12 protein-coding genes are annotated in these 12,753 nt (G+C 45.6%); 5 read left to right on the top strand and 7 right to left on the bottom strand.

All coding sequences use genetic code 11. The features are described from left to right. Nucleotides 1-424 precede the first annotated feature (424 nt). On the top strand, nt 425-1,657 hold the full coding sequence (locus HCZ42_RS14950) for an L-lactate MFS transporter (RefSeq protein WP_167421449.1): 1,233 nt from the start codon (nt 425-427) through the stop codon (nt 1,655-1,657). A gap of 90 nt (nt 1,658-1,747) precedes the next feature. On the opposite strand, the gene HCZ42_RS14955 is transcribed toward HCZ42_RS14950, so the two are convergent. The 7 genes from HCZ42_RS14955 to yhfZ form a co-directional block, all read right to left on the bottom strand. Then, nucleotides 1,748-3,001, bottom strand: a complete 1,254-nt coding sequence (locus HCZ42_RS14955) for a phosphopentomutase (RefSeq protein ID WP_167421450.1) — start codon at nt 2,999-3,001, stop codon at nt 1,748-1,750. Beyond that, nucleotides 2,994-4,178: a YhfX family PLP-dependent enzyme gene (locus HCZ42_RS14960; RefSeq protein WP_167421451.1), complete on the bottom strand. Its 1,185-nt coding sequence runs from the start codon at nt 4,176-4,178 to the stop codon at nt 2,994-2,996. The genes HCZ42_RS14955 and HCZ42_RS14960 overlap by 8 nt, the downstream gene beginning before the upstream one ends. A gap of 144 nt (nt 4,179-4,322) precedes the next feature. Then, complete coding sequence (locus tag HCZ42_RS14965) at nt 4,323-5,624, bottom strand: YhfT family protein (protein WP_167421452.1); 1,302 nt, start codon at nt 5,622-5,624, stop codon at nt 4,323-4,325. Nucleotides 5,625-5,636: 12 nt separating this feature from the next. Then, nucleotides 5,637-5,996 carry a DUF2620 domain-containing protein gene (locus HCZ42_RS14970; RefSeq protein WP_167421453.1) on the bottom strand — a complete coding sequence of 120 codons (360 nt, stop codon included), beginning with the start codon at nt 5,994-5,996 and terminating at the stop codon, nt 5,637-5,639. A 32-nt stretch (nt 5,997-6,028) separates the two neighbouring features. Next, the gene (locus HCZ42_RS14975; RefSeq protein WP_167421454.1) at nt 6,029-6,904 is read right to left on the bottom strand and encodes a phosphotriesterase-related protein; all 876 of its coding nucleotides are present in this window, start codon (nt 6,902-6,904) and stop codon (nt 6,029-6,031) included. Further along, nucleotides 6,901-7,275, bottom strand: coding sequence for a hypothetical protein (locus tag HCZ42_RS14980; RefSeq protein ID WP_167421455.1), 375 nt, complete (start codon nt 7,273-7,275; stop codon nt 6,901-6,903). Before HCZ42_RS14980 ends, HCZ42_RS14975 begins: the two co-directional genes overlap by 4 nt. 9 nt (nt 7,276-7,284) lie before the next feature. Continuing rightward, a complete protein-coding gene (gene yhfZ, locus HCZ42_RS14985; protein WP_167421519.1) occupies nt 7,285-8,181 on the bottom strand; it encodes a GntR family transcriptional regulator YhfZ in 897 nt (298 codons plus the stop codon). 93 nt (nt 8,182-8,274) lie between these two features. Between yhfZ and HCZ42_RS14990 the strand changes: the two genes are divergently transcribed. From HCZ42_RS14990 to HCZ42_RS15005, 4 genes are all read left to right on the top strand, one after another. Continuing rightward, the gene (locus HCZ42_RS14990; protein ID WP_167421456.1) at nt 8,275-8,415 is read left to right on the top strand and encodes a hypothetical protein; all 141 of its coding nucleotides are present in this window, start codon (nt 8,275-8,277) and stop codon (nt 8,413-8,415) included. A gap of 11 nt (nt 8,416-8,426) precedes the next feature. Then, complete coding sequence (locus HCZ42_RS14995; protein WP_167421457.1) at nt 8,427-10,037, top strand: VRR-NUC domain-containing protein; 1,611 nt, start codon at nt 8,427-8,429, stop codon at nt 10,035-10,037. A gap of 104 nt (nt 10,038-10,141) precedes the next feature. Beyond that, a complete protein-coding gene (locus HCZ42_RS15000; RefSeq protein WP_167421458.1) occupies nt 10,142-12,499 on the top strand; it encodes a fatty acid cis/trans isomerase in 2,358 nt (785 codons plus the stop codon). Between the two features lie 38 nt (nt 12,500-12,537). Beyond that, complete coding sequence (locus HCZ42_RS15005) at nt 12,538-12,726, top strand: hypothetical protein (RefSeq protein ID WP_167421459.1); 189 nt, start codon at nt 12,538-12,540, stop codon at nt 12,724-12,726. Nucleotides 12,727-12,753 lie beyond the last annotated feature (27 nt).

The following is a 12,753-nucleotide window of genomic DNA, read 5'->3' on the forward strand; positions in this document are numbered from 1 at the left end:
TTTATTACAACCTCTCGCCAGTATTCACAAAACATAAATTTGTTCTGTGATGTGGGTACACAAAAACACCAATCCTTCCGATAAATTTATTAACTAACTGCATCTGCACGCTGTCGATGAGAGCAAAGAATGTCAACTTAAGTCCATTTTTGCTCCTAGCACGACGAAAGCGCAATACACCATTCGATTAAACTACACTATTATATGCATATAGTTGAATTTAAAATTCATGTTTTTCCAGTCTTTGTCAACACTCCATTAACAAACGTAAATAAATTTCGGCAGTTATTGAAAAAGAGATTCCAATCACATTTAGATTGGTTATAATTCGCGCCCATTGCGATTTATGTTGATAAACGCAAACTTAATTTGAATGTATTGACTATTAACCAAGCCTCATATCAGAGGATAACTGGGAACAAAAATGAGCAAGATTGATAAAGCGATGCGCATCCTTCTAGCAGGATTCTGTATCAACCTTTGTCTTGGCATCCTGTATGCTTGGAGCGTGTTTAACAAAGCACTAGTAACTGAATCTGGCTGGAGCGCAGCTGAAGCATCAGCACCTTACGCGACTGCAACTATCACATTCTCAATCTGTCTTCTTGTTGCAGGTATCCTACAAGACCGTATGGGTCCACGTATGATCCTAATTCTAGGCACTGTACTGACTGGCCTAGGCATGATCGCATCTGGCTTTGTTGATACTCCACTGATGCTAAATATCACGTTTGGTGTGATCACAGGTGCAGGTATCGGTTTTGGTTACGCTTGCCTTTCTCCATCAGCGATGAAATGGTTCCACCCTTCGAAGAAAGGTATGGTTAACGGTCTAATCGCTGCTGGCTTTGGTCTTGCCGCTATTTACCTAGCGCCAGTAACGTCTGCGCTTATCGATAGCATGGGTATCCAAACCAGCTTTATGGTTCTAGGTATTGGTATTCTTGCCATCGCGGTTCCTCTAGCAGCAACCATCAGCAACCCACCAGCGGGCTACACACCAGCAGAACCAAAAGTGAAAGCAGGTCAAGCGCCTAAAGCGGTTAAGACTTCTGAAGATCTAAGCTGGAAAGCGATGCTGAAAACGCCACAGTTTTACTCTCTATGGATCATGTACGCACTGGCGGCATCGGTTGGTCTAATGATCATCGGCAACATCACGACAATCGCAAGTGTACAAGCTAACCTACCAAACGCGGTATACCTAGCGTCTATCCTAGCGGTATTCAACTCTGGCGGTCGTGTTGCAGCGGGTATGCTAGCAGACAAGATCGGCGGCGTGCGCACTCTACTTCTTGCGTTTGTTCTACAAGGCGCAAACATGGTTCTTTTCGCAACGTTCGACACAGAGTTTACGCTAATCATCGGTACTGCAATCGCAGCGATTGGTTACGGTACCCTACTGGCGGTATTCCCGACTCTAACCGCAGAGTTCTACGGTCTTAAGAACTACGGCACAAACTACGGCGTGCTATACACAGCATGGGGTATTGGCGGTGCAATCGGGGCAGCAGTTGTTGGTTTCTCAATGACAAACGGCAGCGGCTACACACTCGCGTACACGGTATCTGCAGTAATGATGGCAGTATGTATCGCGCTCGCAATCATTACTAAGCCAGTGTCTGAAGCGAAAATCGCTCAGTTGAAAACGGCGTAATAGACGCTTCGATAAAAAAAGCACACACAGTTTGCACTGTGTGTGCTTTTTTAATGCCTGTACAAACTCTCTAAACCAAACGATTCAGCATTACTTTTGTTTGTCGACTAACTCTTTTATTGGCGTACCGTTTTCTGGCAACTCTGCAGAAAAATACGCGCAAACAGTCGCCCCCACATCCGACAACGTTTTTCTCTGGCCAATATTAAGTGAGTGTACCTCTGTGCTGTAAGCCAGAACTGGCACTTGTTCTCTAGTGTGCTTTGTATGTCCAATGAATGGATCATTGCCATGGTCTGCCATCACGATTAACACGTCTTCTTCGTTTAGCATTTCAATGATGCTCGCTAACCCTTTGTCAGCTTTTTCCAAAACACGCCAAAATTGCTTAGGGTCTTGTTGGTGTCCAGATAAGTCCGTTTCTTGCACGTTTGCACAGAAGAAACCGTGTTGGTGTTCATGCAGATCTTGGTTAAGCAATCGAAATACTTCATCAGTATCCACGACAGATAAATACGAGCGACCAAATGGGTTTTGTACAATATCAGCGACTTTACCATACAACCAAGTTGCCACTCCGCGCTGGTGTAGCAACCAAGGTACTTGGGTCTTTGCATCGACACCATAACCTAAATGCATCACCTGAAACCCGTTCTCGTAAGCACCACTATCCGGTGCATTGACGCCAATAAACTGAGGCGTTCCATCTGCACCATTCTTTATTTCGATGGCGTCAAAAATACGCTGCATACTCAGAGGGTCACTTTGCGATTCAATGTTCCCACCAAACGCAATATTACGGCTGACAGGATTTGCTTCTCGCACCACATCTGCAATGTCACGCAGCTTGTCGAAAGAAACCACATTGAAGTTACAAGTCAGGTTATACACTTGCCCAAGGTCCGCTTCTAGGTTGTCGCCAATAACCACGCCATCTTCAACCAACAAAAGAACTAGGCTTTGCTTATAGATACGTTCTACTTTGTAGCCCTTAGCTTGCAATACTCGCTCTATCTCAGCAAAAGCCTGTTGAAAAGGCTGGATAAGCGGAGGCTTGGGGCAAGTTCCCATGATTTCTTGGTGACCCATAAAGGTATCACCACCTTGGTGAGCGAGCTCTGCGATACCCACATTAGCGTCTGGATTACACTTCATTACCGTATCTGGGTTCTGAACCACATTTTGCAGACCTAATGCTTCTAGCATTGGCAATCGCTTTAACGGAAAGTGACTGAAGAGTTTACTGGCGGTATTGGCGCCACAATCTTGAGACCTCACTTCAGCGACATCAGGCATTTCACCGACACCAAACCCATCCAGTACCACAACGATAAATCTAGCCATAGTTCTCCCCTTCATAACCAAAAACTTGGTTCCCCAAGGAATCATAAACTTCGAGAACTTGTGGTTGTTTCGATTTCACGCCCGTAACTAACGCTACATCACTACGAGTGACAAACACTTGTGTTCGATACGCCATAATCACTGGCGCACCAATCGGGTGCAGACCTTCAACACGCAGGTGATAGTCAATACTATCGTGGTCATCGTTATAAACACGAACTCGATGGCTATCGCCATTGGAATGGACTAAGCCATGCTCAAGTGAGCCACGACGGTAATAGCCGCCAGCGAAACAGTAACTATTTTCCCCGAAGTGATGTGAAATCTCGCTTAAATAAAGCATCGAGATTTTTTCCGGTTGTGAGCCATTCACATTAGCAGGCATCGTTCCAGTCAATGAGTGACCAGGCTCACCGTGTGTACAACCGTAGCCTGCTAACAACGGAATGGTTTCGATACTCGTCGCCGACGGGGCGTTAATCTGCTCGCATTCTACGCCTTGTGCGTTTAGGCGTTCTTTGGCTTGAAGTAAGGTGGTGAGGTTTTCCGTCGCAAGTGTCTTTTGGGTTTGTTGATCAAACATAAAACATGGGAAATGGGTCACGCCAGCAATAAACACATTCGGCATGGCTTGTACTTCGGCAACCACTTGCTCAAGTTCATTGATAGCAAAACCCGACTCTTGATTGGTGTACAGTTGGTCACGAGGATGATAAAACTTGAGCAATACCCCTTGTTCTCGCCCAGCTTGTACCGCAGCATCCGAGATTTGCTTCACTTTGTCTAAGCTGTAAACCGTAACCACTTGAGGCTTAATCTCAGCGATCAACTGAGGAATCATATTTGTTGGCGGCTGTACTAAATGCCCTACATTAGCAATCGGTAAACCATGTGCAGCCATCAATCTGGCTTCTTTAAAATCAACACAGACAATTCCGTCAAAGCCACATCCTTCTATCAATATTTTGGCGAGCTTAGGGTTACGGCCAAATTGCTTGGTCATCGCAAATAACTTAATACCGTAGTCATTTGCCACCTGACGCATTAGCTGCGCATTTTCAATGAGTTGGTCGACATCAATTACCGTTGTATCCGGTAGTAAATACCCCTGTTTAAATAAGCTAAGCGCGGCTTTGATTAAGTCGGGATTTTGCTTTTCTAAGGCTTCTAAAAACATTTTCACCCCTTATTAGGCACGAGCTGATCCTGTACTGGCATTTCTGCAGCACACACTAAATAACAATCCACAATGTTGATTTATCTGAAAGGTATTTTGCTGACGATCAGCTCTGTTATTTTATCAATTAAGTAACCTGACTAATTAAATAGCGAATAATCCAAACACGTAGAGAATATTCAAAATTACGCCTGTTAAGATGGCAGCGACAGCAGGTGCGGCAATCTTAAGCACCGGGCGCCCCATAACTTCGTTGAGGTAGAACAGCATTGCGAAGATCGTGAAACCCGTGGTTGAACCCATCTTCATAACGGCCAATACACCACCGATAAGCAAAGCAAATTCCATCAGGGTATTCATTGAGTTGCGAATATTATCTGAAGCGTTACGAATAGATGGGAATTGTTCCAAAAATCGACCAATGCCACGTAGCAAATACACTTCCAGACAAATGGTGACTGCACCGAGTGCTGCGGCTACCGGAATATTCGGTGAAAGGTAACCGACGACAAACACAAATGTCATTCCCACGACACCATAAACACCTGTCGCCAAAGCTGTGGTCGCAATTAGCGGAATAAAACCAAGACCACGCATAAATTCAGATAGCGCAACTTGCTTCATCGCAGCATCTTGCGCTGCTGGGTCGGTCATTTTGAGTGCATCGGCAAGCGAGTAAATTGAGACTTCTGAACCTGCGAAAATGCCACCATTTGATACTGCCGCAATTAATGCTCCGGTTACCGCTAGAAAAGGTAAGTGTTTGACGATGCGTTTGGTTCTTTCATCGAAAATACTGTGCATACCAGACATATCTGGCGCCGCCACACCCGCTTTGCGGTCATTGAGGTCTTTGCGAACTGCAAAAGCGACCAGCATCAGCATGCCGACAAAAATCTGAATCGACTCTGGGTAAATCCCCGTAAATTTCATGATCATTAGACGTGATATCAAGATCACGCCAGCCGCAATCGCTCCGGCTTTCCAACCAAACTGATAGAACACCGCTAACAGTGGGAAGAGCGCGAACGCAGACATCACAGGCGTACCTAGCTCACCTAGAGCACCAAGCGCATCAATCGGTAAACCCGTTAGCACAGCATTCACAGCTGCCAGAGAAGTCACCACCAATACGCCCCATAGACCACCAGCAAGCGCTGCAAGAATACGGCTACCGATCATCACGCCAAGAATATCGGTTGGTAAGAAAAGTAGCCAAGGGTTCAACAACCCAGTAGATAATGTGAAAGAAATACCAACTGAAGCAACGAAACCAATCGACAGACCGAAAGCGACTGAGCCCGCATCTCGCCTTGTCATATTGCCTTCAAACAACTGCGGTAGTACCGGACGAATTCCGTCGTGGAAAACCGCCGCGCTCATATTGGCAATTAATGCTGTCATTGCGCAAAGCATCGCAACGAGTCCTATATGCATAATATCCATGTTTACTACTCCTTACTTCGCTGCAAGTAACTTAACAAGCATGGGGACCGCGTGTTCAACATGTTCAAGCGACAGGCCAAACGCGACACAGCCACTGTCTACAAACTGCTGAACTTCCTCTTGTTTCGCCTGTATAGAAGGCTTAGCAATGGTACAGCACTGACCAAAACCGATAATGGCGATCGCCATAGCAAGCGCGCCACCAGCTCCGGTGTTACAGCAACCAATAAAGAAGTCCATCTCTCCTGCTTTGACTTTCATCGCGGCATCCATGTCGGTGAGAATATGGCATTCAAAAGTACCCGGCAGCGTTGACTCAATCTGCTGTTGGATTTGTTCTCGCTGCAAACCAGCAATTGCAATTTTTTTCATGTTCTATCCTTAATTGTTTCGAGCGTACGCTCTTAACCAAACAAACGCGTTGGATTAACTCTTAACAATGTGTTTATTTGGTCGTGACTAATTCCGTGCTGCACCAGCAAAGGAACGAATTCATCCATTAGGTAACTAAAGCCAAGTCCACCATTGGCTTTCAAATGAGAGCGACGGGTTATATCCATCGACAGCATTAGCTGATTCTCATAGCCGCGTTGGCACAACAACGCCAAGGTCTCTGCTCGTTTTTGGTCTGGGTAGTAGCTGTTTTTACCTATTGTGTCGAACTGTACATAGCAACCTTGGTCGAGCATCCAAAGTATGTGGTCTAAATTGTCGCGTAAATCGCAATGACCAACGGTTACCTGATCCATCGCTACACCACTCTTTTGCAACAATTGCAGTTGACTGCACCCCATGGTGCTCATCGATTGATGTGTAGAAATAGGACGGCCCGTTTCCAGATGAGCGATGGCAGCCGCCTGAAAAACAGTTTTCTCAGTCTCGGAAAAACTATCTTTACTACTGCCTATCTCACCGATGACGCTTGCCTTTAAGCTTGAACCGTCAATACCGGTTTCAATCTCATCAATCATACCTTGCGCTATTTGCTTCACACTCATTTGATATAGGTGCTCAGGGAAGAAACCTTCAATGTAATAACCTGTCGAAAGAAGAACGTTAATTCCCGTATCGTTAATTAAATTTTCAATAAATTGAGGATTTCTTCCCATAAAAGAGTTGGTCACTTCTACGATGTTACGTACCCCACGCTTTTGCACTTCACGCATTTCATCACATAGCAACTCATACTGATCTAAACGACAGTCGAGCGTGTGCTTTTGCGCAGAGAGGTCAATGTGCAAATGTTCATGACAATAGGTGTAACCTGTCGGGTCTATCATTGCTGTTGTCCTTCTTCCGCCACGTGAAACAGAGCGTAGATGTTGGCTAATAAAAAGCTCTCTTCTTCTTTGGGAACAGAGCTGAGTTCCATCGCGTCAAGCACGCGTTGATGAAGCGCCAATACCGCTGAATAATTGGGATCGTCGAGAATCTCATCAAGAACATCTTGGTCTAATCCCTCTTCTACCGCTTCATTCTGTCTGACTCTATCGGCAGCACGAGCCAAGTGAGTCAGCGCCATTTGATATTGTTCACTGCTGTGATCAATCGACAACTGCTGGTCAATGATCGCGAGTGCTTTAACACACCCACTGTGTGCTTGCTGAGTGATGACGTTTGCTCTCAGCAGCAAATCGAGCCTTTCTTCCATGTTTCACCTTTAGTAACTTGGTGTTAATTCACCTCTCACCACCGCTTGTTGATGCTCGATAAGCGGTGACAACTTGAGTAATTTGCGCAGTAGAATCGTGATATGTTGCTCTTTGCCATTCACTAGCATCACCGCCTCTGAAGCTTCCTTACACGCTGGTAAATGAGACAACGATTGTTGCGCTAAACCGTACTTTTCCATATCGATCGCTTCTGGTAACCACACCACTGCATCGATATCATCATTCATCAGGTGGTTTAAACTCTCACCGTAATGAATCTCAACGATTTCAATGTCTTTATCTTCAAACGCTTGGCTGGTTAAGATCTTTTGATCGGGTGAATCCGGGTCAACACCAACACGTTTAATTTGTTCGAACATCCCTTGTTTAAATATCAAGCGGTGCTCATGTGAATACGAGCGAGGACCAAGTTCAATAGCGGTAACTAATCCTGTAGCCAGTTGCTTTGCTGCAAGCTTGGACATGATCGCCAAGTCATATGTGCCATTTCTTAAACATTCAGCGCGAACACTTGCGCCTCTCATATGAGCAAAATAGATAGGCAAACTTCCCAATTGCTCTTTTAGCCCACTCGCTAAGCCTTCGTAATGTCGGGTGTAAGGCAATGGCATCGCGCAAACTACGTTGCTAATGCCCGCACAAGACACCAACTCTCTGTAATCTAACTTGCTGATGAATGTGCCATTACGGCCTTGCTTAGATAGCGTCACCGCACCGCGTTGCTCGATAGTCGTCAACGCTTTTTGAATAAAACCTACCGATACGTTGAATTCCTCTGAAAGTGAATCAATAGTGCGCAAGCGATCCCCTTCAGTGGTAGTCATCAAATACTGTGCGACATTCATGATCGCCGCACCTTCTTTACTAATGTATTGAACTGACATAGCCATTAATCTTCATTATTTTGAAGAAATAATATACTAAATAACGTGTGATGCTATTTTAATCAGAGAAATTTGTGATGAATGGCACTAAAAGTGAACAAGATAGCACCAAAAACCGCCTGTAAGTTCTCGACCTTATGTACGCTGACTAAGCCACCAAGCTTCAAACAAACGGGCTTAGCGGTATTCCCAGCGAATCACTTCCATTACACTAACCCACATGACGTATTTTAGCGCCCAAGTTTATGGATAACCCGATTACACTCGCCCCAGATTACTATCTCGACAACTTCTTTAAGTTGATTGAGCACGCACAAACTTGGTACGCCGATTTACTCACTCCATCTGAGCATCAATGGCTAGCGGAGTTTGCTCAGTTGGATAAACAAAGCCAATGCTTGCTCGTTCGCTTTTATAGCCGCCGCGGTGAGTGGTTTCGTAGTGATAAGCTGAGTTATCGCGAAATTCCTAATATTGACCAATGCCTAAAAACGTTGGCGAAGTGTGGCTTTATCTCACTCAATCCGCCTTTATCTAGTCAGCAACTAGCGACTCACCTACTCACCAAACCTGAGATTTTGTCGCTTTACCCGAATTTGGCAAAAACGCTGAAAAAAGAGCAGTTAATTGCATCGATGCCCATCGAAGAGATCGCAGAGCCAACGTTGCTCGGCTTTGATGTGATTCAACTTGAATCCGCGCATATTATCGAGCTTTTGCTCACGCTGTTCTTCGCCAATACCCACCAAGATTTGAGTCAGTTTGTTTTAGATGACCTAGGCTTGCATCAATTTGAAAAGTATCAACTGAGCAAAGAGCGACGTTTTTTCGACTGCCGTGAGCAAATCGAACAACTGCTTCAACTGAGCCAGATTACGCAGTTGTACAGTGACGCCGACCGAAAACAACTGGCGGTGTTAGAGCAGTGCTATCAGCTGATCCCATCTGCCATCGAACACAGCTATATCGAGCGTAAGCGCCAGCACCTAATTAATGATATAGCCCGTGACTTAGAACGGATTGGCGAGTACGCCCGCGCACTGGAACTGTTTAGAACCACGCATTTGCCTCCAACGCGTGAACGTCAAGCGCGCATCTTAGACAAGTTAGATAATGACGATGCGTTTTGTGACATTGTCACAGAAATATTGATTCATCCGGTCGATTTAGCGGAATACGAAGTCGCGATGAAACTAGAGCAGCGAGTAAGACGAAAGCGAGGAGAAAAAATCACTCGCAACGCCAAACCCAAATGTCACGAATATCGACTTGAACTCGACCTCTCAACCCTACGGGTAGAATTAGCCACCAAAGACTATTTTGAACAACAGGGCTGGCAGGTGTTTTATGCCGAGAACAGTTTCCTCAATGGTTTGTTTGGCCTAGCCTTTTGGGACGTCATTTTCGCCCCAGTAGAAGGAGCGTTTCTTAACGCGTACCAATACAAGCCGCACGATCTATACCACTCAGATTTTCAGGAGAAACGGCAAGACGTAATTAACGCTGTCTTTTCCAAGATAGAAAGCGATGGATTAGTGCATCTTAAAACCCGTTACCGAGAAAAATTCAACATCAGTAATCCGTTTGTCCACTGGGCTGGGTTTGAGTTTGATTTACTCGAAGCGGCGCTAGAAACGATCCCTACCCCGACTTTGATTGAACTATTCAAAGTACAACTGAGCGGTTTAGCGCTTTATCGCAATGGTATGCCTGACCTGATCGCTTTCAAAGAGGGCCAATATCGCTGGATTGAAGTTAAAGGACCAGGTGATAAGTTACAAGACAACCAATGGCGATGGATTCGCGAGTTTGAGCGCTTAGAACTGCCTTTTTCAGTCTGTTATGTAAACCAATAACCAAAAATCTCAGCCTGATTCTCGATTTTGAATGGTGTTTGATTTGCCAAACCCTTATTCTTTTGCTGCAATCATACTCATTCATAAGCAAAACAAATATCCAGATGAAATTACGTACTTTTTTTATGCTTGCCGTCGTCACACTGTTTGCTGGTTGTGCGACTTACGCAGGACTAAATTACGATCAGTTGTTTGGCGAACAACAAGTCAGAGAACGTCGCGTCGACACCCTTACCCGTGAAGGTGAGTTTTTCCTCTCTGAAGTCAAACCGATTATCGATAAGCGTTGCGTAGTGTGTCACGCGTGCTATGACGCGCCTTGCCAGCTAAAAATGTCTTCTGTCGAAGGCATTGAACGCGGCGGTAGCAAAGAGTTGGTTTACGAGGGTACACGCCTGACTGCCGCAAAACCAACGCGCTTATTTGAAGACGCGCAAACCACTCAGCAATGGCGCGACTTAGGCTTTCACCCAGTGCTCAATGAGCGTATGCAAAACCCGACCGCCAATATCGAAGCGGGTCTTGTGGCACGCATGATAATGCAGAAAGAGTCTCATCCGCTACCCAAGCAAGAGCAATTAGAAGGGTTTGATTTTGCAATCGACCGAACGCAAGTATGCCCGACGATCGAAGAATACGATCAGTACCAGAAAGACTACCCGACGTGGGGGATGCCATATGGGATGCCAAACCTAGAATCTGGCGAATACACCACTTTGGTTGACTGGCTACGTGATGGCGCGATCATGAATGCGCCTGTCCCTTTGACTCTAGAGCAACAAGCGTTGGTTGATGAGTACGAGTTAGTGCTTAACAACAGCTCACGAAAAGTTCAGCTCGCCGCACGTTACATCTACGAGCACCTGTTCTTATCACACTTGTACTTTTCCGATTTAAACGAGCAGCAACCTCGCTTCTTCTCGTTGGTGCGTTCTTCTACTCCGCCGGGCCAACCTGTTAAACGCATCGCTACCCGCCGCCCGTACGATGATCCGGGCGTAGAGCGTGTTTACTATCGCCTAATTCCAGAGCAAGGCTCGATTGTTGATAAAACTCATATGCCGTTTGCATTGAACCAACAGCGTTTGTCGAACTGGAAAGAGTGGTTTATTGACGCTGACTACACGGTGTCTGAGCTACCAGGTTATGAACCTAAAGTAGCAGCTAACCCAATGACAGCGTTTATTTCCATGCCGGTTAAGGCTCGATTTAAGTTCATGCTCGACAACGCACAAAACACGATTAATGCCTTTATCAAAGGCCCTGTGTGCCGTGGTCAACTTGCACTGAACGTCATTAACGACCGTTTCTGGGTATTCTTGATTGATCCAGAGAAATCGGATATTCCTGAAATCAACGAGTTTTACCGCTCACAAGCAGAAAACCTCAAGCTGCCCGCAGAACAAGAAAGTAACGCATTGCCGATCACTAACTGGGTTGCGTACGCAGCGCAACAAGGTCGTTACCTTGAGGCGAAATCTGAGTTCATCAATGGGTGGTTTAAAGAAGGTCGCTATCTGACGACCGACATTATCTGGACAGGCGACGGAACCAACCCGAATGCAGCACTCACGGTCTTCCGTCATTTTGATAGTGCTTCGGTGGTTCAAGGCTTAGTCGGCGAGCAGCCAAAAACGGCATGGGTCATGGACTACGCTTTGATTGAACGTATCCACTACCTACTTGTTGCTGGCTTCGATGTTTATGGTAACTTTGGTCACCAGCTGATTACTCGCATGTTTATGGACTTCTTACGTCTTGAAGGGGAAAGTAACTTTGTTGCCCTACTTCCACGAGACATTCGCCACAAAGAGCAATCAAGCTGGTACTTAAACCAAAGCACCCAGTTTAGTGACTTCCTGCAGGGCAACGTGAAGCCGTTCGACCAACCAACGCAGGTTCCTTATCAAACCGACAATCCGAAAGCCGAGCTGTTTGATATTCTCAAAACTCAGCTCGATCCTGTGCTCAGTCACCGCTATGCGATTGAGCAGACAGGGTTTAGTGCGAAAAATGAAGATTTATTGCGTTCGGTCGATAAAATCAAAGGCAAAGGGCTTGTTCATCTGCCGCAAATCATGATGATGATGATCGAATCCGAATCTGGCGAAGAGCAATTGTTTACGCTTTTACACAACAATGCTCACACCAATATTTCGAGTTTGTTTGATGAAGAAAGCAACCGCGATCCAGCCAATGATGATTTGACTTTAGTACGTGGAGTGATCGGCAGTTATCCATCTGCGTACCTATCATTGAAAGAAACGCAAATTCCTCAATTGGTTGAGATGCTAAGAAATGTTCAAACCGAACAAGACTACGTTAAGTTGCTGGATACATTCGCAATTCGTCGTAGCTCTGATAAGTTTTGGCCATTCAGCGACCGAGTTCATAACTGGTACAAGCAGTCTCAGCCTATTGAATTTGGATTGCTAGACTATAATCGTTTTGAAAACAGGTAAAACCTTTCAACCGCTTTTGCTCGTGCAGGGAGGTAATCATGGGAATTCAAGACAACATCCGTACACTGGAGCAGCAAATCTATGTGGCGTGCTCAGAAGGTGATTATGACACCGTTACAATGCTTGAGCATCAGCTAGATAGATTGAGAACCAAAGCGGATCATCCGTTCGATGAAGATCCGTATGCTCCGGAGGGAAAGCTCTTCCCAGAAGACGATTGGTACTAATGAAAACACCCCACGAAATTGTGGGGT

The sequence above is a fragment of the Vibrio hepatarius genome (assembly GCF_011806575.1).
Classification (GTDB): domain Bacteria; phylum Pseudomonadota; class Gammaproteobacteria; order Enterobacterales; family Vibrionaceae; genus Vibrio; species Vibrio hepatarius_A.

What these genes read in the sequence shown, in the direction of transcription:
- HCZ42_RS14980 (WP_167421455.1), bottom strand. Translation starts at nt 7,275, where the DNA reads ATGGAAGAAAGGCTCGATTTGCTGCTGAGAGCAAACGTCATCACTCAG.
- HCZ42_RS15000 (WP_167421458.1), top strand. Translation starts at nt 10,142, where the DNA reads ATGAAATTACGTACTTTTTTTATGCTTGCCGTCGTCACACTGTTTGCT.
- HCZ42_RS14950 (WP_167421449.1), top strand. Translation starts at nt 425, where the DNA reads ATGAGCAAGATTGATAAAGCGATGCGCATCCTTCTAGCAGGATTCTGT.
- HCZ42_RS14960 (WP_167421451.1), bottom strand. Translation starts at nt 4,178, where the DNA reads ATGTTTTTAGAAGCCTTAGAAAAGCAAAATCCCGACTTAATCAAAGCC.
- HCZ42_RS14965 (WP_167421452.1), bottom strand. Translation starts at nt 5,624, where the DNA reads ATGGATATTATGCATATAGGACTCGTTGCGATGCTTTGCGCAATGACA.
- yhfZ (WP_167421519.1), bottom strand. Translation starts at nt 8,181, where the DNA reads ATGTCAGTTCAATACATTAGTAAAGAAGGTGCGGCGATCATGAATGTC.
- HCZ42_RS14975 (WP_167421454.1), bottom strand. Translation starts at nt 6,904, where the DNA reads ATGATAGACCCGACAGGTTACACCTATTGTCATGAACATTTGCACATT.
- HCZ42_RS15005 (WP_167421459.1), top strand. Translation starts at nt 12,538, where the DNA reads ATGGGAATTCAAGACAACATCCGTACACTGGAGCAGCAAATCTATGTG.
- HCZ42_RS14955 (WP_167421450.1), bottom strand. Translation starts at nt 3,001, where the DNA reads ATGGCTAGATTTATCGTTGTGGTACTGGATGGGTTTGGTGTCGGTGAA.
- HCZ42_RS14995 (WP_167421457.1), top strand. Translation starts at nt 8,427, where the DNA reads ATGGATAACCCGATTACACTCGCCCCAGATTACTATCTCGACAACTTC.
- HCZ42_RS14970 (WP_167421453.1), bottom strand. Translation starts at nt 5,996, where the DNA reads ATGAAAAAAATTGCAATTGCTGGTTTGCAGCGAGAACAAATCCAACAG.